A 21,405-nucleotide genomic window follows, 5' to 3' on the forward strand; every position below is an offset into this window, starting at 1 on the left:
ATGTTTGAAAAAATGGAGAGTACGCTTTGATTAGATTGAACAACATCGAAAAACGATACAAAACGGGGAAAGATTTCACTTATGTCCTGCGTCAAATTTCTTTTGATGTCAAAGAAGGCGAATTTGTCTCTATCATGGGCCCGTCGGGAGCCGGCAAATCAACGCTGTTGCATATTATCGGAATGCTTGACGATATGTCCGGAGGCGAGTATCATTTTTTCGACGCATCGGTCCATGAACTCAAAGAGAAGAAACGTTCCACCCTCTACAAAGAATACATTGGATTTATTTTCCAGAGTTATCATTTGATTGATGAATTGACCGTTTATGAAAATCTGGAAACGCCGTTATTGTATAAGAAAGTCAAAGGCAAAGACCGCAAGGGCATGGTTTGTGATATACTCGACCGATTCAATATCGTGGGTAAAAAAGATCTCTTCCCCAGTCAATTATCGGGCGGCCATCAGCAAATGGTCGGAATCGCCCGCGCCCTTATCACCAATCCTCGACTGCTTCTGGCCGACGAACCGACCGGTAATTTACATTCCAAGCATGGCGAAGAAATAATGGACTGGTTTACGCGCCTGAATAAAGAAGAGGGGGTAACTATTATCCAGGTAACTCATTCGGAAAAAAACGCCGCCTACGGCGATCGAATTATCACACTGCAGGACGGCTGGATAGAATCGGATACTGCCAAAACATAATTATGGAAATTATTTCTTACGATTATTGGGCGCTTGAAAACTAGTATTGATCAATGGAAGATGATATCAGGTATTCACCAACTTTTTAATGTTATCCGTCAGCTCGCAGAGTTTAAAAGGTTTTGAGAGGCTAACGTCGGCGCCTAACTGAAGCATAGAATCGAGAACGTTGGGCACTCCCGAAATTGCGATAATTTTCGCCGTCGCGTTTTTTGCCTGGGTGCGGACAAATCTCAGGACATCACCACCGTCTATATCCGGAAGATTGACATCGAGAATAACTAAATCGAAAGAATTAAACTCTAATAATTTGAGTGCTCCTTCACCCGTCAATGATGTTTTTATTTCAGTAGAAACATCTATAATTTCGAGAGCCTTAGAAAGGGTTTCGATCACCTGTTCATCATCATCGACAATTAATATCCGTAACGCCTCTTGCCTGGTTTCTGTCGCTTTCACGGAGCTACATACGATATCAGGAGCCAAATCCTCTATGTTTTTATCTATCAACATCTTTATTCTCGCTAAATTCCAACCCCTGGTTATATAAATTCAATCCTGTGAACAAATTTCCCACAATAGTATTATCGGCAATAATTGAGAGTCTATTAAAAGTTGGTCTGCTAAATATTGAAGCACCGAATCAAATATTCATGCAATATATTCAAAAAAGAACAAAGATTACCGGTATCCAAAGATAACCGCGTAAATTATCAGCAAAATCAGGGTTATTCCGGTGAAAAGGGCCACGCTTCCAAATACCTTCGCGGCTTTTACCAATACCGGCGGTAACGGCTGGGTTAATCTTTTCTTGAATTTACGTGACCCCAAAAGCTCCCGATACTCCCGAGGCCGCTCCAACCGCAGTTCTTCGACGGTCATACGTCCGGTAAAGATAACCGTATCCATCGGGAATTTATCCGGACGGAAATGAGTATTAAAGAAGTGAATCGTAAAGATAAACGCCGTTGCCAGGAGAGCCTCGTCGGAATGAATAATCGTCGCGACATTGATAATCCAGCCCGGCAAAAAGAGCGTGAAGAATTCCGGGAACCACAAAATAAGTCCGGTTGAACCGATAATTGCCACGCCCCAGAAAACGGCAAAATAGTCGAATTTTTCCCAGTACGTCCAACGGCCATAATCGGGTCGGGGACCCTTACCAAGGAACCATTTAAACGTCGCGATTAAATCCTTAAGATCATCTTTATTCGGTATCATCGAGTTGGAGCTGAAAAGAGTTTCTTTCCATGATTTTCCGCTTTTGACTTTTCCGCGGATAAAGTCAAAAATATGAATTCCAAAATAGGTGAAAGTAATAATGGCACATAAGCGATGTATAACGCTGGTGGCGTCAAAACCACCCAAAACATTCGATAACCATTGCGCCCATCCCAGGTAAGAGAACTTAAGCACCATACCGGTGACCGCCAATCCCAGAAAACTGACGATAACCATGATGTGCAGAACGCTATGCAGTCTCTTGAACCGCCGGTAATGAAGTCGGCCGCGTGCCCGAGCCATCATCTCCTTATGCTCTTTCATCGCCTTGATTGACCGGGGTAACCACATCAACGTATGAGTTCCAGCCAGCATCAACGTTCCGACCAGTAAAAACGTCATAACCCAAAAGGTATAGAATAAAATCGGATACTTATCCCGGTCATGGTGGGTAGCATGAGTGAGATATCCGGCAAAATTCCGATGCGAACCTTCATGGCACTGGCCGCACGTTTCCACTATATTTTGTCGAGATAATCGGGATTCGGTATTGACCGGCGGGAGAATATCATGCGAGCCGTGACAATCGTGGCAGCGGGCCGCCGCATCATAACCGAGACGCGATACCTTCCCATGATGGGTATCGAAATATGTTTCTGTTACTTCAGCGTGACAGTTTCCGCATTGGCCGATTATCTGGTGCATAAATCCTTCGGAATCGGTACGAGAAATGCTGTGCGATTGATGACATTGACTGCAGTTGGGTAGAGGTTTATCGGTATCATTGGCGCTGGGTGAATGAATACTATTAACGAATCGCTCATAAATCCCCTTATGGCATTTGGCGCAAGTCTGCGCGACGTTATCATGATGAACGCTTGACCGCGGATCATCCTTGGGTAATTCAAAATGATTGGTATGGCAATCGGTGCACATGGCCGTCACGACCAAACCGCTCTCCAATAGTCCCTTACCGTGGATACTCATTGTATAGCTGTCAGCCATACTCGGTTCACCGCGTTGCTCGCGCCGTACCGCAGCCGAACCTCCCCGGACATGACACTGACCGCATAACTGTGGAATTTTGGTCGGAAAGGTGGGTGATTCGGGATTCTGATACTTTTTAATGGTATGTTTTCCATGGCAATCCACGCAAGACGGTGCTGCCTGATCGCCCCTCTCGGCCAGGGTACCATGGATGCTCATACTATAAATGGTAACCGCTTCACTATGGCAGATAGAACAGTCAACTTTAGTTACTACTGTTTCGCATGATCGCTTCAAATTCGGGCTGACACCTGTATGGCATTGAGCGCATCGGGTTGAGCGATGAGCGGAGTTATGAACTTCATCCGAATCCACAAATAATGAAATCTCCTCGCCGTCACGAATAATCTTGAGGTCCGGATTTGAGTGACATTCCATACATTCCGCACTCGACACTTCACCATAAAACACTTTCCTGATTTCATGAGGCTGATGGCAATCGACACATACGGGAACTTTGTTTGGTTCCTTTACCCACAACTCGCCCTGAATAAATTTTTTATGTACCAGCTCAATACGACCGTGGCATTGCAGGCACGTTTTTACAATTCTATCGCGATGAATGGAAGATCGAGGATCAGTATGGGGTAAAACACTATGGGCCGTATGACAATCGGAACAAACCGCCGTAACGGTTAACCCCTGCTGTAAAAGGCCTATTCCGTGAATTGACAGTGAATAATGCGACAGGATGCTGTCTTGTGGAATATCATAGGTCTGCGTGACCTCGGTGCCTTCTTTATGACATCGACCGCACATAAAAGGAATATTAAATATATCCACTTGTGAGCCGGGAACCGAGGCGGGAATAACATAATGGGCGCTATGGCAGTCCTGACATTGCGGGCCCAGTTTGCGGCCGGCCGCAGCCATCTGACCATGAAGACTCTGGCCATAAATCTCGGCTATATCATCATGGCACTCGCCGCAATTAACCTTTTCAAGATTTTCGTCATGGGGGAAATCATCAAAACCGTCAAGATCGGAATGGCAACCAACGCATTCCAGATCGGCGTGTATTGAATTCGTAAATCTATCAGTATCAATAAAGAGAGAAACTTCGCTTCCGTCGCGATCCTTAGTTAAATCAGGATCATCATGGCACACCATACAATCATCGATTGATTGCGCATTGATGATATTCTGATTCCAGCTAAGAGACATTATCAAAGCAACCGCTATGGCTAGGCTCCGTTTAAGTCCAAAAAGAGTCATTCCCCATTGGCCTTTCAATTCTCGCCTGTTTTTTCCGCGTTTAATCAAATCGCGGCATCCCTTTTAATCAAAAAAGAAAATTCCATTACACTCTCCAATACCACTTCAGAGAAGTCCCTTACTTTTCAATATCCTTATCGCCCGGATGTTCATGGCGATACACATCCTCCGGCATCTTTCCGGTAAGCCACGCCGGATTCATCGGATACACTGCCGGATTGAAGATCGTTGAATACAGATGCCACACGATTATGGCAAGCATCGCCAGCCAAGCCTCATAATAGTGTAGAACGAGCATTACATCAAGAAATCCTTTGGGAAACAACTGAACGGCAAAATTGTCAAACCAAAGGAAAAGCCCGCTGATAATCATCACAAAGGTCCCCCAAACCAGGGCCCAGTATTCAGCCTTTTCCATATAGCTAAAGCGATTGTAGGCAGGTTTGTGTTTCTTTATGCCGAGATTATAATAAACCGTCGCGAACCCTTCTCGGACATCGCTCATCCGGGGCCAAATATCCCGGAGGAACTGTCTACCCCGAGAGGTAGTTAGATAAATCAAATGCCAGATCACGGTAATTATAAAAATAACCGCTGCCGTCCTGTGAATGATGCCGCGTAGGGGAAAACCGCCTTCCCAGCCAAATAACCACTCAACCCAAAACGCTTCCGAGTAACGTAAAGCAAAACCAGTAACTACCAGGACGATAAAACTGGCCATCAGAAAAGTATGTTGCCAGACTTCATTCATACTCATGCGTCTGATCTGCTTTCTTTGAAGCATTAGGAAAATCTGCTTGCGGATATCAATCGCCCAGTGAATGAGCATGATTCCTATCGTAACAATGATAAGAATTACGTAAATATCCGCGATCAGACTCGCCAAAGGCGTCCGGGACTCACCGGGAGTGGAGTGAATTGGGGTAGTGGCCATTTCCGCTGAAATACCGGGATGGCAATTACCGCAAGTCTCCTGCAAATTTGCCGAATAAATCGATGAGGTAGAATCCGTATGAGGCAGAATGCGATGCGCCCCATGACAAGACGAACAATTGGCGACGGTTAGATCGCCCGCTTTACTCTTCAGGCCGTGATAACTATCATACCAGGTGTGCAATCGACCGGATGGAATATCATATTTCTCATTAATAAATGCCGATTCATGGCAGGGCGAACAAGTTGATTCGGCTAAGCGGGCTGGACTTACATTTGAAGCCGGGTCCCGGGGATCGATGATTCCATGTTCTCCGTGACAATTCGTACAGACGGGTGAGTCTGTTTCACCCCGGGCCGCAAGTTGACCGTGAATACCTTCCCAATAATCGTATTCGACGTTGCGATGGCATTGGCCGCATGTTTTGGGGATGTTAAAATGATTGATGGGTGAATCGGGGCTTCCCGGTGATAAAATTCGGTGCGACGATCCGCCCGCCGAATGGCAATCATTGCAGGTTGCCGCCAGATACACTCCTCGTGAAGTTGCCTTGCCGTGGACGCTGCTTCTATACATTCCAATGGCTTTTCCAGCAACCAGATCATGTTTTTTTACCAGATCCAGATTTTCATGGCACTTGCCACACGTTTCCGGAAGATGAAGCGGATTAGTACGAGATTTTTTTTCAGACGAGGGCAATATGTCATGATTTCCATGGCAGTCTTTGCATTCGGGAATATCATGTTTACCTTCATGTTTTTGACGACCATGCCATTGATAAAGCTCCGCTTCCTCATCATGACATCCGCCGCAATCGACCATTTCAAGATTTTCATCGTGGGGGAAATCGTCAAAGCCATCGAGATCAGTGTGACATCCAACACATTCCAAATCAGCATGAATAGAATTTGTGAATTTATTCACCTTAATATAAAGAGAAATTTCGCTTCCGTCGCGATCCTTAGTCAAATCAGGATCATCATGGCACGCCATACAATCATCGACTGATTGAGCGTGTCCTGAACCCGCACAAAATATCATAAGGAGTAATGCGACTGCATAAACGAAGAGTTTCATCACACCGTTTGAGAAACTGTTAATCTCTCTTTTAATAGTATTGATGATTTTCATAATGACGATGGCCCCACTTCCTATAATATATATCGGATGAACATAGCTTTTGCCTATGCTTCCCGAAACATTCAAGAGATTGACAGCATTGAATATTAAAGGGATTAGATATCAGTTGAGCCCAATATCGAAAAATATTTAATAAATATTTTAACCCCGCCTGTCTCTTTGACCCGAACCTAACCATTGTAACCAGGACAAGCCTCCCACTCCCAGATATTTAATACTCTCTATAATCTTAATAGCGGATATCAGGACCAAATCTCAGTCATAGATATCTCGTTCAATTCACAAAAAGTCAGGACAAAACTAATCCTGATTTTCAAGACGCAAAATACATTGAAATTCTAAAAAATCAAGATATTATTGGGTTTGATTCGTCAATTTCCATTAATTTTTTGGGAAAAACAGTTTGCCAACGGAAACAAGATTAAAAATCTAAGCCTAAGTTGCATTAAGTCATTTTTACAATCCCCACTATTCATCGGATTTTTCATAGCGACCTATTGGAGTCTCTGTCTGGAATCTGACCAACTATAGTCCATTAACGCCTCCCCCCGATCTACCGATAATATAATGAAGTACTCTTTTTGGGCCTGACAGGAGACGTATGTCTATTTTATTCCGGCAAAACGGATACTCGTTGATTGAATTGATTGTCGTTATCGTCATTATCGGGATTCTTGCTTCGGTGGCAATGAATACTCTGGACGGTGTTGAGGACGTGTCTCGATTTGAGGAAACTCGAGTAGAGATGGATCTTCTCGCTTATGCTATCGCCGGTAATCCGGAACTGGTTTCCGGAGGCGTCAGGACAGATTACGGGTATATCGGCGACATCGGCGCCTTACCGCAGGACTGGGACGCGCTGGTAACCAATCCCGGATATATTACCTGGAAAGGCCCGTATATCACCGACGAATTTTCGACCGGGGCAGGCAATATCTATTTCAAACTCGATGCCTGGGGTGCGGCTTACTCCAATCCCAACAACATTCAATTTATATCAACCGGTAATGGTCAGGCAATCACCCGGCAACTGGCAAAATCAGTCAGAGATTTGTTTTATAATCAGGTATACCTGACTCTGACCGATTATGATTTGACCCCGCCGGGAATCGATAATGTTGATTCTGCCAAAATTCTTCTCACTTATCCTGACGGCGTTGGCGGTCTTACAACGAAAAGTAAAAATCCGACGGCTAACGGTTTGGTCGTATTTGATTCGGTACCGATTGGCATTCACCGCTTGGGGACGATTATAATTCCCAACAATGATACCCTGATTAGAAAGGTTAATATCAATCCGGGGCAGGATTATTATGCCGATATTCAATACTATGAGGATATCTGGGGCAGCGGAGGTGGCACTGCATTTCAATTGGAATTGGTTTCCGGTTCGGATTCATTGACTTCCGCCAACTGCTTTAAGCTGACTTTCTGGATTGTCAACAATACCGGTTCACCGATTACTATATCTTCATTTGACTTATCCTGGACCGGCCCCGACGGGTATTACAAAAAGGCTGACTGGAACAGCATCAATGTCCGCAATGGAAATCCGGCCCTGGGTAATGGCGATGCGGTCGTATTTTCGTCCGCTCAGACAATAAATCCGGGTCAATCATTGCCGATTTCGGTTGAGCAGTTTCATCGCAACTCAAACGGCGGCGGGCCGCCGGTCGATATGACCGGCTCTCAATTCACGGTTGAATTTTCCGACGGATCAACAATCACGTTTACGGTGGCAACATGCGACGGATAAACTTCAAACAGACCGGATTTACTCTTATTGAAGTATTGATGGTAGTGATCGTCATCGGCATTGTTGCGGCGGTGGCGATTCAATCTATGACGGTTTCGGTCGATGATGCCCGGCGGGCCGCGACAATGAGAGAAATTGAAATGCTGGCGGATGCCATTGTCGGCAACTCGGAGATTTCACAAAACGGCCATCGGTCTGATTTTGGATATGTCGGCGACATCGGCGCTTTTCCCCCGAATTTGCAGGCATTGTATGAAAATCCCGGCGGATACGCAACTTGGAATGGCCCGTATATAAGCCCCGGATTTATTCAGGATAGCCTCGGATTTAAATTTGATGAATGGGGTGATGCATATATTTATGGCAGCGGAGTAAGCATATCTTCATCCGGAAATGGCAATCCCATAAATAAAAGAATTGCCCGCGCGATTTCGGACTATCTACTTAACAGCTTCACGGGCTATATCAATGATGACTCCGGCGATGATCCCGACAGCGCTTTGACCAATTCGGTTGAAATCCTGATTACAATTCCCAATGGCGTCGGCGGAACAGTTACAAAATTATATTACCCCGACACAACCGGAACCTTTGTGCTGGATTCATTACCGGTTGGGACGCATCAGTTGAGAATAATTTATTCACCCGTTTCAGATACTCTTATCAAATTTATCACTATTTTCCCCCGGCATAAAACACCTCAGTCGTTTAGATTTTCGGCAAATTATTTCACGGCAATTGAAAAGTTCAAAGAATGGGGCGTGTCGTGGCATGCTTAGATAATAACAAAGGATTCACGCTGATCGAACTGGTGGCTGTGATAATAATCGTTGGAATTCTTGCGGCGATCGCCGCTCAGAAAATCGGCTCGGTCGCGGAAAATATCAAAGCGGAAGAAACTATGTTGGAAATGGAAATCCTCGCCCATGCCATTGTCGGAAACGAACTGTTATATGATAACGGAGTGCGCTCGGATTTTGGATATGTCGGAGATATCGGAGCTTTTCCGCCCAACCTTGATGCCCTAACATCAAATCCCGGATACGGTACCTGGAACGGGCCGTACATAAAAAACAGTTTTGAACAATTATCGAGCGACTTTAAACAGGACTCCTGGCAGGTCGATTATATTCTGAGCGGAACTCAGATAACCTCAAGCGGTTCCGGAAACAATATTGTCAAATACATTTGCGGGTCGGTCGATGGAATTTTGTACAATAATGTTGAAGGAAATATTTTCGACCTCGACGGCACCCCTCCCGGCGATTCGCTTAATGCTTTTATATCTATTAGATTGACGTTCCCCAACGGCGCCGGAGGTTATTCGACTCTATCGAAAACTCCGGATAAGGGAGGCTATTTTCAATTTGATTCAATTCCGATAGGTAATCACACTCTTGAGATAATCTATTCACCGAGTGGTGATATGTTGCGGCATCTCGTTTCAGTTACACCCGGTTCAAATTTATATGAGCAGAATTTTCTGACGGCTAATGAATGGTAACAGCAAATACTATTATGAAGAAGACAACTCAAAAAATAATCGGCGATAGTAACGGCTTCACTCTGATAGAGATCGTAATGGTCATAATCATTCTCGGAATCCTGGCCGGAGTGGCTACTATGCAATTCGGATCAAATATTGATAATGCCAGGTTTGAGGCGACTAAGTCCGAAATGAACGCGTTGGTTTACGCCATCGTTGGAAATCAACAGATTACCTCAAAGGGTGCGCGATCTGAATTTGGATTTGTCGGAGACGTTGGCAATCTTCCTCCTAATCTTGACGCTCTTTATTTCAATCCGGGCTATGCCACCTGGAATGGACCCTATATGGACGGCTCTTCTCTGGCGAGTATCAAAGCCGATGAATGGGGCGCTGATTATATTTTTCAGGACACTTTGATCCGTTCGGTCGGGTCGGGGCAAAATATCGATAAAGTTTTTGCCGTTAGTACCGCATCCCTAATATCCAATAGATTTGACGGCCGGATAGTTGATGCCAGCGGCAATCGCCCGTCGGCGTCATATTTGGACTCGGTTTTGATTCGTCTTTATTATCCGGACGGGATCGGAGGAATCGTCTCACCATTTACAAATCCTGATACAAAAGGCCAATTTAATTTTACGGGAATCCCTATCGGGATGCATACACTTGAAATTATCTATTTACCCGAAAATGATACTTTAAGCCATTCAGTTACTATAAATCCCGGACGCGATGCCAGTATTGATATAGTCTTCCCCGCTGATTTGTGGTAAAAATAATGCTTGCATAAAATACTTACTATCTTATATTTAATACAAGGTGAAAATATTTTCATTCAACACCCATCTCAAATCCTCATCGCGTAAAACCAGGGAGGGGTTTATGTCAAAGAAGCTGTATTTATCGGGCCTCATGTTATTAATCATCGTTTTTTTTGGGAGTGGAAGTTTAGTCTTTGCTCAATCCGATACCTGCGATGCCCAATTACCGGGTGATGCCAATAGTGATGGAATTCGTGATATCGTAGATCTGTATTATCTGAAAGATTTTCTTTGTGCAAGTGGTCCGGCTCCGGAACCTCTGGCCAACGGAGACGCCAATGGAGATTGCTCTATCGACTGGGTGGATCTCGAATACATATATAGACATGTAAACTTTGGAACTCCGTTTACACTGGAATGTACTTGTGTTTCACCGACTATTGGCGATTGCCCGGATACCTGTGCCAGTCAACTTATTGGCGATGTTGATAATGATGGCATATTACATTTCACTGACGCTTCCACTTTATTTGCATTCTTGCATATTGGTGGCCCACTGCCTGGTCCAAATGCAGATGTCAATGGCGATTGCATTATCAACATTGATGACTATAATTGCCTGATTAGTTATTTTCCATTTGCCTGTACTCAAATATTTTGTACCTGCGCCTTTCCTGAAATTGAATATATGTCCGATTCCTGTAATGTTCAGATGCCAGGCGATGTTGACAACAACGGTCAAATCACTATCTGGGATGCGGATTATCTGATAAAATATTTAAACCAAACTGGCCCACCGCCCGCAATAATGGCCAATGCCGATCCAAACGGCGATTGTGTGAAAGACTCGCTGGATATTATTCGCATCATTGGCTACATGTTTAAATGCAAAAAAGAAGCGAAATGCGGATATACTCCGGTCGAATGCACTTGCCAACAACCTGAGTTGGGAGAGTATTTCCAGGACCCCTGTTTTGGCGAATTACCCGGCGATGCCAATTCAGACGGCAACCACGACATCGGCGATGCGGTTTATATTATCAACCACGTCTTCAAGAACGGTCCTGCTCCGGTTCCCTATGACGGTTTGAACGGCGACGCTAATTGCGACTGCAAGGTAGACGTTGGTGACGCAGTCTATATGATTGCCCACATTTTTAAAGATGGGCCGGGACCCTGTGATTGTGCGGAATGGAGTGCCGGGTGCGATGGAAGCTGGATTCCAATTGAATGGTTTATGGGGCAATAAGTATATATTGGAATTGCAAATCGGGTTGGATTAAAACTTATCAACCGTGAATTTATAAATTTGGGCTTGCTTATCTTTATAGCTGTTTTTGGGTAATCCGGCTTTGAGGCAGGTCTGCTCCAGAAAAGTCTGCCGGCCCCATTTATTTTCAGTGGCGACCTGTGGAAGCAAAAGTCCGGAATGCAAATCCAGGCGAATTAATAGCCCATCCCGTCCTACCAGTATTTCTTTAAGGTCTGTGACCAGCGATAATGGCGACATAATCGAGATTTCGTATTCAAGATGAGGTATTTCATCCGCGGTTACCGATGGAAAACGAGGGTCTTCAAAAGCCGCGGCATGGGCCATTTCCGCCACTGCCTGATAAAGAGGCTGGCGGGCTTGTACCAATCCGATACAGCCGCGCAATCTCCCGTTTTTATTCAGGGTAACGAAGGCACCGCGTTTCTTTTCGAGTTTCGGCGTCGGAGGAGGCGGAATTTCGGCCTTTTGACCAGATGCTGTTGCTTCAACTACATGGTGAGCTAACTTAAGCAAATATTTTTTCTCGTCTTCGGTAAATACATGTTTGAGCTGGGCCATTGGTGTACCTATTAGATTTGATTTTTTGACCTCAATTTTTTTTCCGAGTATCACGGCCGATAAATAGCCGACCACTTCGGAAAAATCTCCACTCATCTCCCCGGATGTACCGTAGCTAATTATTTCAACGGATTTACCGCCAATTCGTCGCTGCGCTTCGACAACCGCGGCGACCGGGCCATATCCGCAGGCTTCTGCCTTGCCACTGGTTACGGTTCTTATGATTTTATTGGTATCGAATGATTTGAGAGCTTCTTCAAAGTTTTTGTCCAGCCGATTGGCTTCTTTAACGGGATAAAAATGAGACATATCGGTTGAAGCCACCATAAGGGCATTTTTATCTTTCAACGATGCCGATAAAACTTCGGTCGTTGCGCGAATAGTTGATTCTTCCTGATCGCCCATGACCATCGCGACAAGTTTAAATTTCCCTAAAACCGTTTGCAGAAAAGGAAGCTGAACCTCAAGGGAATGTTCACCCTGCCCGCCGGAACCGACATGCCCGACGGTGGAAGCGTAAACATCGGGGTGTCGTTCTGAAATTTCCGACGATAATTCCGAATCAATCTCAATAACGCCAAGCGGCGTCTGATAAGCGCCGCCCGAATAGACCGAAACCCCTTTGAAAAATCCATGATGGGGAGCGACCACTACGACAACATCATATTCCTCGCCTTCAATTTGCTTATAGGCATCGGCCGCCAACTGTCCCGAATACATATAACCGGCATGAGGAGCGATTACCGCCTTAATATGCTCACCAAATTGTTTTTTGGGAGCCTTGCTGAAAAATCCAGCCAGTTGTTTGGAAAGCTCGACCGGATTCGAAGGATAAAACATCCCCGCGACCATTGGCCGGCGCACTTCAAATTGTTCTTTCATATTCATAACTCAAATAAAAAGGTACTAAAGCATTATGAAAAAGTCAAACTAAGCCGAAAAACTATTTAGAATATTCAGACTATTTGACGTAATTCAGGTAATGTAATATATTAGTTGATTAGCTTGCGGGAATATTTATATTTGCATTTAATTAGATTTTTGGGGAGGTCGTATGCGGCGTTTTCTACCGAATAGAAAATTGTTTATTTTCCTGATCGTCCTTTCGACGGCCTGGTTTTTCTCCATTTTTACGATGGGTACCACTCCCGCACAGGAAACAACCGATAATTCAACCCAATTACAAATCAAACCGACGGAGGAGATAGAAAACGTACCCGCCGGCACAAACGATTCAAATGGTCAGCATAATGAAGTTTCCGATGTACTCCTGGGTTTGATTGTCATCTTGTTGGCGGCCAAAATCGGCGGCGACATGTTTGAACGGGTTAAGCAACCGGCCGTTTTGGGCGAACTGATATTTGGCATGATTATAGGCAATCTGTATTTGGTCGGAATAGATATCTTTGAGCCATTTAAGCATTCGGTAACGCTTGAAGTCTTAGCCGAAATCGGGGTTATAATTTTGCTTTTTCAGGTTGGTCTCGAATCTTCAATCGGTGAGATGATGAAGGTCGGACTGGCTTCATTTATGGTAGCCACTTTTGGAGTTGTCGCTCCCTTCTTCCTCGGATGGGGCGTGGGCGCCTGGTTCCTGCCGAATGAATCAATTTACGTTCATATTTTTATTGGGGCCACGTTAACGGCAACATCGGTCGGAATTACAGCGCGGGTGTTACAGGACATAGGCAAAATCAAAACCAAAGAAGCAAAAATCATACTCGGCGCGGCAGTCATTGACGATATCATGGGCCTTGTGATTCTTGCGGTTGTGGCGGGCATAATCGCGGCCGCATCCGAAGGAGGCACATTATCCAGCGGCAGCGTTTTCCTGATCGTCGCCAAAGCGGTCATTTTCGTGATAGGTTCGCTGATTCTCGGCCGCTTATTATCTCCTTATTTATTCAAGATGGGCGCGAAAATGAAAGTAAAAGGAGTTTTACTTTCGCTCGGCCTCCTGATTTGCTTTCTGTTTGCCTATATAGCCAATATGATTGGCCTTGCCCCGATCGTGGGAGCCTTCGCCGCGGGATTGATTTTGGAAAAAATAATCTATAAAGACTATACTGATCGCGGCGAGCATGGCGTGGATGATTTAATAGAACCGATCGCGATATTTTTAGTTCCGATATTCTTCGTTCGCATGGGCATGATGGTGCAGTTGGAAACTTTTGCTCATTTGGATATTCTTTTCTTTGCCGCCGTGATGTCCATTGTCGCAATCGTGGGAAAACAAGTGTGCTCCCTGGCCATTCTCGATAAAAATACAAATCGATTCGCCATCGGATTGGGCATGATTCCGCGAGGCGAAGTCGGATTGATATTTGCCGGCATCGGAGCCAAACTTATGCTCCATGGAGAACCGGTGATTTCCGGGGGAACTTTTTCGGCTATAATAATCATGGTTATTGTAACGACTTTGGTAACGCCGCCATTTTTGAAATATGCTATGCTCCGTGAGCCCAAAAAAAAGACTGGGGTAAGTTGAAATCATCTATCCCAATGCATACCTCCGGTTTCGAAAATATTTATTGATTAGTTGACTTGACAAACTAAGTTAAAACTAATAGATTGGCAATTCTCGACGCGGGGTGGAGCAGTCCGGTAGCTCGTCGGGCTCATAACCCGAAGGTCGCAGGTTCAAATCCTGCCCCCGCTACCATAATTCATTACATCGCAATTAGTTATACGCTCTCATGAGAAAATAGTCTGTGAAGGCTCCAGCCCGAAGGTCAAAATTATATTGTCTATTACTTTCTATTGATCCTTCTAATTTGGGAAATTTCTGCTTTGTGACCTTCGGGTTCTATCTGCTTCACCGATACGAACCTCTTATCCGGCGGACGCAAGGCTCACTGCTGGTGTACATCATACAGATTTGTAGTCATTATAAACCTCCTATGCTTGGATTGTAAAGGTGCTGTTTTTATTTCAGACAGATTTCGCTTTAGATTATGCAGACAGGTTATAACTTGCCTTTCTTGGCAAGTCAGTTAAAAAATCAAATATGGCGCCGGTGTTCCTGTCAAAAAAACATCTTGTCTGGATGTGAATTCTGTTGTATCCTTCAAAGCCTGATAAACCTACGCGGAAACCGGTGACGAACCGCTAGGGTGGAATTTGAAATACAATAAGGAAGCAGTTTAAGTCAAATAGGCAATAAAGGGGTAATGGGCGTGTCAGCAAATTCACTGGACAACACCCTGCCGAGGGGCGTCAACAAACAGCAATTATGGCAATTTGCCGTTCGTCGTAATCAGTCTAATGGTATTGATAACACAAATCACGTTACCTAGGCGCAAAGCGCATACGGATATAAGTCGATCATAATAAATAAAGGAAATGAAAACCAATTGGAGTGAGGTGCCATCAAGTGCAACCATTCAAGTCATTTGAGGAAGCCATTGCTGAACTCTTCAGGAATGCTGGTGCAGAACGTGTGGAATCAGACGTCGAGGTTGGTGGAAGACAGATTGACGTATTAGTTGCATTCTGGCAAATGGGAATAGAATTTAGGGTCGCTGTCGAGTGCAAATACTACGAAAGAGCGGTCGGAGTCGATCTAGTTATGGAATTTGCTAAAACTCTAGATCATTTGCGCGAAGCTGGACTCGTAGATACCGGCTCTATGGTTTCCAAGAGTGGTTTCACCCAAAAAGCTAAAAATTTGGCGAAGACTCGACGAGTTCATCTCCTGAATCCTTCAGATATTCTGAGTCTCTCATTCAGGGGATTGTGGACACAGGTCGGATTGCGCTTTGACACCTTCTCAGTTCTTCACGCGATCGAAGGGATCTCAAATGACAGGGTGGAGCAGTTTCTCGGACTTGTTGGACGAGTTTCCAAAGCCAGAAAGTTGGTGCCTGCAGTCGACAAGGCATCGCTCTGGGACAGTGTTAAAAAATGCAGAGACTTGGCAGAGAGTCTTGGTGACATCTATCGAGCTGAGGCCATGTTACTTGAGGGTATACTGATTTACGACGAACAAAAGTACCAAAGCGCGAGCATCAGGTTTAGCATCACGCACGATATAGCAAAACGTTCACAAGCTCTGCATGTTTCGGCTGCTGCCAAGTTGTGGACCGCACGATGTTTGACTGGAATGAAAAAGTATGCTGAGGCGCTCGATGCTCTCGACTTGATGATTGAAGAATATAAGAGTAATCAAGCACTGACGGCCTTGTTGGTGAAGGCTAAGTACTGGCGTGCAAAAACTCTTCTGCTGAAATGGATGGAAGTAGGTGATGCTGAGATAGCCGCAAGTATTACTAATCAGTTTACGCAAATACTCGTGGAGGCAGACTCGCAGGGGATGGCCAACTATAGGGAAGGAGCTAAAGCGCGACTGGGAGATATTGCTTTCCATCAAGGCAATTTCGCCGAATCACTCAGGCTCTATTTGGAGGCCTTCCATAATACTCCGGTTCGGGATGCACAAGACCGAGAGAAATTGGTTTCTCTGATTAAGGCCGCTCGTGATAAACTATCACCAGTAGATGCTGCGGCAATTGAGCGAAAGGGGGACTCGACTCCCTCAGCTGCTGGATGGCCAAGCATGAATACTCAGATATGCCAATTTGCCATCTGGAGATTCGCCAGATTTCCTTTGAGTAGCATACTGCCTCGAGTGTTGGGGGATCAGGCTTTCGGCGGCGTAAGGGATCTACTAGAGGATGACAATTTCTTGGACTTCTGTATCGAGGCAGACCGATACGATAAAAGCAAACCCGGAGAACCGATTCCCACGGGAGAACGAAAGTACCGGTCACTGCGTGCAAAAATACTAGCCGGACGACACTCTTCCTCTGACGTACTTCGGCGACTTCGGTTTGTAAAGCGTCTGCTATTAGGGGGTGCGTTAGTTAACGATACTGGACGGAATGGCGGAGTGGCTTTGGTTGGACTTGACGCCTCGGCGGAATCACGCGTCTTGGATCGAAGGCAGGGAGAACACGTCATTCCAGGAAATGGAGGCCTCCGCTTCCGATTCGATAGTAGAAAAAGGCTTGCTCAGAACAGTGAGTTTCTAAATCGCTGCAAAGAGATCGCTTCAGTCCTCATTTCTAAAATCATTGGACGGGTTGAGGGGCGGGGAGTATTTCCGTTCTCTGTGGACTTTATGCTTGACGACAATGAACCTATCTTCTTGGAACTCCATTATCCTTCTCGAGGTTTCGAGGTATTATACGCGCCGTTTCGTCCGCTGACGGAGAATGCCATATTTCCGATTGACATTTACTCACAAGCAATCAGACTACTGACAGAGGAAGCTCATATTCATAAGATTGTGTTGGCGCATAGCGATTCATTGACCTCAGACATCGGAAGATCTCGTTCTGCAACCTATGGATTTGAATTTCAGCGTCTTGTCGACGCTCTCTTTTCTGTACTCAAAGATACACAGCTAATCGTATGTAAGGACTGGAGAGATGCATCTCGTGTCGACGGCAGAATCCAAATCGAGGGGGATTCGCCAGACCTCATTATTCTGGACGACATGGACCCTCAAAACCTCTTACAGACGATCTTTCCGCAGCAACTGCTGCCCAACGCCAAACTAATCCAATTGGCAAACGATATAAAAGGTGTATTAGATATCTGTAGCCAATTGAGTATTCATACACCTCCATTTCGAATAGTCCACATGTGCGATTCTTGTAGCATCCAAGGACTTAGAGAAGAATTGGGCCAGCTAGTTATCACAAAAGAGCTGTTTCACTTGCCCAGTTGGCACGCCGAGAAGAGGCGAGGCGTCTTTCTAGATCTTGATGACTCAGTCGACAGGGAATTCTTGAAAAAATCTTCGAGGAACCGACACTTGCTGGTTCAATCTGTGGTCAGGACAAGTCAGGACAAATATGGTCATTCGGGTGAATTGCGAATTCACTGCTGTGGCATTCGATGAGGTCGCATCCGTTGTCACCCTGTGGCACCGCTTTCTAACATTTTTCTAACATAATTAGCCAAAACAAGAGATAATAAGAGAAAACCGGCGGGGGCCGGATTTCCGTTGATCTTATTATATTGCTATGGCCGCGTGTCTGGTGCTTTCTACTGTTTGGACTTATGTACAGGCTCATAACCCGAAGCACCTATCAGGTGGTTGTCGCAGGTTCAAATCCTGCCCCCGCTACCAAGCTTAAGCCCCTGAAGTCCAATGACTTCGGGGGTTCCTTTTTTTGCGGAAATACCTTCAGATACCGGATTGTCCAACAGTTTTCTAATGCCCGAATATCAAATAAGAATTCCAAAACCACAAACCGATTCTTTCCTATGTCAACTGATCGCCGGTAAGGTTAACCTTTTCATCTGTCCAAAGAACATTGTGAATTATGTAGAATGAAAAATAGGTTAAGGATCATTCTGTTTTGCGAAAACTGTTAGTACCCTGTCAAGCACAGCAAGGGAATCATGGGGGCCAATAAGTCCTTCAAGGCGGACAGTTCCGGGAGATAACTCAGGGTCGGCTAACAAATTTCGCCAGATATGTTTTAGGTACTGAGTGTTGTCTATCTCACAATGTTTAACCGGTATCGCTCCTTTTGCATTTGCCACCGCGACCATCTGTTGAGCGAGGTTTTCCGCCTCGTTGAACCTGGCGATGTCTTCCTGTATTGTATTTGAAATAATCTCGTTGGTTTTATGAAGCACAAATACCGCCGAAGCTTCCTTTATTTTCCTTTTTGTTATCCGGCCATGAATTGATATCCCGGCCGGGATAACGCCTTGTTCGGCAGAGTTTAGCGTGCCTCTGAATGTTGCCACGCCGCTCGCCAAGGGTAACCGGTTATTGGTGAGAGCCTTTTCCATTTTCTTCAGCCAATCGTTTATTTCCGAAACGATACCGGCCTCTTTTTTTTCGAGGCGGTCAATAAAACCGGGCACGAGGAAAAGAAGCTCTTTTATTTCTTCTAAATGCACCATGCGAAGCATAAGAAATCTACTCCGGCACCAGAATATCTTTAAATTCACCTTCGGTTTCGATTTTTGTCAATTCGAAGCCTTCCTCGGAGATTTTCATATGAATCCGCGTGACTACTTCATCAGGGCCCGCTTCGCGAATTTCAGCGGTTTTGGAAAGAATATGCAGTCGGGGAAGAGGCCTGTAAGATTTAAGGAATTCTTTCCTTACCTCTTTTTTGAGTTTTTCCTTAAATCTCTTTTCCCTTGTAGGTCCTTCGGCATCTATACGGTAGCCGGCTTCTACAAGTGATCGTGACGCCTCGTCCGAGAAAATTTCCGCTATGTAATCAATATCCAAAGGGACATCTCTCGGCAACTTCAAGGCTTTAAATTTCTTACTAATCGCCAGATTAAGTTTCTTTTTATGGGCGGCAGATACAGTGATCCCTTTATCTCTCAATTGCTTTGATAAAGATTTCTCGAATGTCTTTTGTAATTCAGGGAGGTTATTGATAGTAGGGACCGATTCCTCGGGCCCTACTTCTTCAGCTTCACTTATTACTACCGGCATATCCACTTCTATATTAGGCAGGCGAAAATGCGGTATCGGCATATTACGAAGCAAAGGATCACCGGCATAGATTTTGGCAATACGTACCGACTCGATGTCGGCGTTCATCCTTGCTCTCGTGAATTCAGCAAGTATCAGCCCCAAAAAGTCACCGAATTTAGACATTTTTCAGGCTCCTTATGTGAACGTTGCAGTCAAAAATCAATTATGTCGTCGCGGCTACTGGCAGTGAAGTAATCGCGCCTTCAAGTATTCCGAGAATCTTTTCCATGCCGGCCGGCATTTCATCCTGCACGGCTTTAATATGAATTGCCAGAGAATAAGTCCTGTTAACGGTATTGCCTTGCTGGGTCGTGCGCTGGAACGAAGTCGAAACTTTTAATTTTGCCGAGCCAAATAACCAGCCTGCCTTGGCCTCTAACGATGCGTCTACCTTCAAGCGGGTATTTGTCTTTCTGTACTCCACAGAATTGATTTTCGCATTGAAGTCGATAGTCGTTAAATCAATTCTGATAAACGGTATGGGAAGAATTGTAAGAATCGGCACTTGAAGAACCTGGGTTTCATATACCGCTTTAGCTTCGGGAATCGCAAGAATTGGCGGAGTAGCATCCGGGTTGGCTGGAACAGCTGGTTGATAAGGACTTAGTTCCTTCGGGTATTTGAACGATACATAGATTGGTTCTTCCGTGCCAGTGTCGCCGCCGGCAGCCTCCTCAGTCGATTTCTTCTTGAAGCCGACTTCCTTAATGAAATTAACGGTGGTCATCGCCGCTTGAGCTTGGGCGTGGATGACCGCCGATAATGGTCCACCCAGCATTGATTCAAAATCTATACTGGATAACTCTTGTCCTGGGTTTGGCATTTAATACCTCCTTTGAAAATTAATTATTAAAAACCTCTATTCTATATTGAGAAGAATTTATTTTTCTTCACTAGGTATATCTAACTCTACTCCTCGATCAGCTCCATGATTGGTAGAAACGTCGAACTTATCTTGCTTCTTTTTGATTTCCTTGATTTTATCTTCGATCTGAATTTTGAATTCATCATTTTTTATCTTACTAAGGGTGCCTAAATAATCTTGTACATTTTTCAAACCGGTTAGCATAATTTGTTTGTGTTCATTCTCATGTGTTTTTAATGCTTTGTACATGTTGTCCCAGTTATCCTTAACGGATTGTGGTTGGTTCCGATATGCCGGCCAGTTGGGCATAGTTATTTTATATCGTGGGAGTAACTTGACTTTTGTAACTATTCCCTTAGAAGTGTCATTGAATTTATAGCCAAGGCTTCCGTCAAATTTCCCCCATTCATCTCTTGCGTTAAGTTCTTGCACGATACTTTTTATATCCTTACCCTTAAGATTAAACTTGGCGTCGTCAATCATTTCACCCCAATGCACTTCAATTTTCATACCACCCACCGATAATTATTTTATAATTTGTTGTACATGACTGTAAATCTAATAACAACAAATAAGCGTCCACTAAGTTCTTCCCCAAATGTTTTTCAGAAGCGGAGACTAACTTGTATTTGAATATATAAAACACCTGTGACAGATAGTGGCAGTGGAAATAAAAATAATTCAATTTTTTTTAGTAAGATTTGCACAAATATTGTGCAGGCCTATTTGAACTGGATACGAACAGTATGATTGCTGTCTATCTTAACATACACCCTTTCTAACATTTTTTTAACAGAATTAGCCAAAACAGCAGAAAATAAGGGAAAACCGGCGGGGGCCGGATTTCTATTGGTCTGATTATACTGCCATGGCCGCGTGTCTGGTGCTTTCTGTTGTTCGGACGTTTGAGCTGGCTCATAACC

Annotated in this window: 17 protein-coding genes and 1 tRNA gene; 9 read left to right on the plus strand and 9 right to left on the minus strand. The window is 44.7% G+C overall.

What is annotated here, in order from left to right; translation table 11 throughout:
- The first annotated feature begins 26 nt into the window (after window positions 1–26).
- The gene (locus V3V99_04510) at window positions 27–707 is read left to right on the plus strand and encodes an ABC transporter ATP-binding protein (protein MEE9441910.1); all 681 of its coding nucleotides are present in this window, start codon (window positions 27–29) and stop codon (window positions 705–707) included.
- Window positions 708–773: 66 nt separating this feature from the next.
- On the opposite strand, the gene V3V99_04515 is transcribed toward V3V99_04510, so the two are convergent.
- The 3 genes from V3V99_04515 to V3V99_04525 all read right to left on the minus strand — a co-directional run bounded on the left by V3V99_04515 (window position 774) and on the right by V3V99_04525 (window position 6,255).
- A complete protein-coding gene (locus tag V3V99_04515) occupies window positions 774–1,220 on the minus strand; it encodes a response regulator (GenBank protein ID MEE9441911.1) in 447 nt (148 codons plus the stop codon).
- Window positions 1,221–1,388: 168 nt separating this feature from the next.
- Entirely contained in the window at window positions 1,389–4,238 is a 2,850-nt protein-coding gene (locus tag V3V99_04520; protein MEE9441912.1) for a cytochrome c3 family protein, read from the minus strand.
- Between the two features lie 70 nt (window positions 4,239–4,308).
- Window positions 4,309–6,255, minus strand: coding sequence for a cytochrome b/b6 domain-containing protein (locus V3V99_04525; protein ID MEE9441913.1), 1,947 nt, complete (start codon window positions 6,253–6,255; stop codon window positions 4,309–4,311).
- 610 nt (window positions 6,256–6,865) lie between these two features.
- Here V3V99_04525 and V3V99_04530 point away from each other — a divergent pair.
- The 5 genes from V3V99_04530 to V3V99_04550 all read left to right on the plus strand — a co-directional run bounded on the left by V3V99_04530 (window position 6,866) and on the right by V3V99_04550 (window position 11,519).
- Window positions 6,866–8,020 carry a prepilin-type N-terminal cleavage/methylation domain-containing protein gene (locus V3V99_04530; GenBank protein MEE9441914.1) on the plus strand — a complete coding sequence of 385 codons (1,155 nt, stop codon included), beginning with the start codon at window positions 6,866–6,868 and terminating at the stop codon, window positions 8,018–8,020.
- Entirely contained in the window at window positions 8,008–8,799 is a 792-nt protein-coding gene (locus V3V99_04535) for a prepilin-type N-terminal cleavage/methylation domain-containing protein (protein MEE9441915.1), read from the plus strand. Before V3V99_04530 ends, V3V99_04535 begins: the two co-directional genes overlap by 13 nt.
- Complete coding sequence (locus V3V99_04540) at window positions 8,787–9,524, plus strand: prepilin-type N-terminal cleavage/methylation domain-containing protein (protein MEE9441916.1); 738 nt, start codon at window positions 8,787–8,789, stop codon at window positions 9,522–9,524. The genes V3V99_04535 and V3V99_04540 overlap by 13 nt, the downstream gene beginning before the upstream one ends.
- 14 nt (window positions 9,525–9,538) lie before the next feature.
- Entirely contained in the window at window positions 9,539–10,282 is a 744-nt protein-coding gene (locus V3V99_04545) for a prepilin-type N-terminal cleavage/methylation domain-containing protein (protein ID MEE9441917.1), read from the plus strand.
- A gap of 109 nt (window positions 10,283–10,391) precedes the next feature.
- Complete coding sequence (locus tag V3V99_04550; protein MEE9441918.1) at window positions 10,392–11,519, plus strand: dockerin type I domain-containing protein; 1,128 nt, start codon at window positions 10,392–10,394, stop codon at window positions 11,517–11,519.
- A 30-nt stretch (window positions 11,520–11,549) separates the two neighbouring features.
- On the opposite strand, the gene amrB is transcribed toward V3V99_04550, so the two are convergent.
- Complete coding sequence (amrB, locus tag V3V99_04555) at window positions 11,550–12,983, minus strand: AmmeMemoRadiSam system protein B (protein ID MEE9441919.1); 1,434 nt, start codon at window positions 12,981–12,983, stop codon at window positions 11,550–11,552.
- A 172-nt stretch (window positions 12,984–13,155) separates the two neighbouring features.
- Between amrB and V3V99_04560 the strand changes: the two genes are divergently transcribed.
- From V3V99_04560 to V3V99_04570, 3 genes are all read left to right on the plus strand, one after another.
- Complete coding sequence (locus V3V99_04560) at window positions 13,156–14,589, plus strand: cation:proton antiporter (protein MEE9441920.1); 1,434 nt, start codon at window positions 13,156–13,158, stop codon at window positions 14,587–14,589.
- A 97-nt stretch (window positions 14,590–14,686) separates the two neighbouring features.
- A tRNA-Met gene (locus V3V99_04565) sits at window positions 14,687–14,763 on the plus strand.
- A 711-nt stretch (window positions 14,764–15,474) separates the two neighbouring features.
- Complete coding sequence (locus tag V3V99_04570; protein MEE9441921.1) at window positions 15,475–18,006, plus strand: restriction endonuclease; 2,532 nt, start codon at window positions 15,475–15,477, stop codon at window positions 18,004–18,006.
- Window positions 18,007–18,452: 446 nt separating this feature from the next.
- On the opposite strand, the gene V3V99_04575 is transcribed toward V3V99_04570, so the two are convergent.
- The 5 genes from V3V99_04575 to V3V99_04595 all read right to left on the minus strand — a co-directional run.
- Window positions 18,453–19,034 (minus strand): hypothetical protein, encoded by a 582-nt coding sequence (locus V3V99_04575; GenBank protein MEE9441922.1) that lies wholly within the window; start codon window positions 19,032–19,034, stop codon window positions 18,453–18,455.
- Window positions 19,035–19,041: 7 nt separating this feature from the next.
- Window positions 19,042–19,740, minus strand: coding sequence for a hypothetical protein (locus tag V3V99_04580; protein MEE9441923.1), 699 nt, complete (start codon window positions 19,738–19,740; stop codon window positions 19,042–19,044).
- Window positions 19,741–19,780: 40 nt separating this feature from the next.
- Window positions 19,781–20,440, minus strand: coding sequence for a DUF2589 domain-containing protein (locus tag V3V99_04585; GenBank protein ID MEE9441924.1), 660 nt, complete (start codon window positions 20,438–20,440; stop codon window positions 19,781–19,783).
- Between the two features lie 57 nt (window positions 20,441–20,497).
- Window positions 20,498–20,992, minus strand: a complete 495-nt coding sequence (locus tag V3V99_04590; protein MEE9441925.1) for a DUF922 domain-containing protein — start codon at window positions 20,990–20,992, stop codon at window positions 20,498–20,500.
- 212 nt (window positions 20,993–21,204) lie between these two features.
- A partial coding sequence (locus V3V99_04595; protein MEE9441926.1) for a hypothetical protein occupies window positions 21,205–21,405 on the minus strand: 201 nt, incomplete at its 5' end.

The organism is Candidatus Zixiibacteriota bacterium, assembly GCA_036480375.1.
Lineage (GTDB): Bacteria > Zixibacteria > MSB-5A5 > GN15 > JAAZOE01 > JAZGGI01.

Excerpts from the sequence above, each read along its gene's own strand:
- V3V99_04585 (MEE9441924.1), bottom strand. The coding sequence starts at position 20,440 with ATGCCAAACCCAGGACAAGAGTTATCCAGTATAGATTTTGAATCAATG.
- amrB (MEE9441919.1), bottom strand. The coding sequence starts at position 12,983 with ATGAAAGAACAATTTGAAGTGCGCCGGCCAATGGTCGCGGGGATGTTT.
- V3V99_04560 (MEE9441920.1), top strand. The coding sequence starts at position 13,156 with ATGCGGCGTTTTCTACCGAATAGAAAATTGTTTATTTTCCTGATCGTC.
- V3V99_04580 (MEE9441923.1), bottom strand. The coding sequence starts at position 19,740 with ATGTCTAAATTCGGTGACTTTTTGGGGCTGATACTTGCTGAATTCACG.
- V3V99_04590 (MEE9441925.1), bottom strand. The coding sequence starts at position 20,992 with ATGAAAATTGAAGTGCATTGGGGTGAAATGATTGACGACGCCAAGTTT.
- V3V99_04515 (MEE9441911.1), bottom strand. The coding sequence starts at position 1,220 with ATGTTGATAGATAAAAACATAGAGGATTTGGCTCCTGATATCGTATGT.
- V3V99_04550 (MEE9441918.1), top strand. The coding sequence starts at position 10,392 with ATGTCAAAGAAGCTGTATTTATCGGGCCTCATGTTATTAATCATCGTT.
- V3V99_04525 (MEE9441913.1), bottom strand. The coding sequence starts at position 6,255 with ATGAAAATCATCAATACTATTAAAAGAGAGATTAACAGTTTCTCAAAC.
- V3V99_04575 (MEE9441922.1), bottom strand. The coding sequence starts at position 19,034 with ATGCTTCGCATGGTGCATTTAGAAGAAATAAAAGAGCTTCTTTTCCTC.
- V3V99_04545 (MEE9441917.1), top strand. The coding sequence starts at position 9,539 with ATGAAGAAGACAACTCAAAAAATAATCGGCGATAGTAACGGCTTCACT.
- V3V99_04530 (MEE9441914.1), top strand. The coding sequence starts at position 6,866 with ATGTCTATTTTATTCCGGCAAAACGGATACTCGTTGATTGAATTGATT.
- V3V99_04535 (MEE9441915.1), top strand. The coding sequence starts at position 8,008 with ATGCGACGGATAAACTTCAAACAGACCGGATTTACTCTTATTGAAGTA.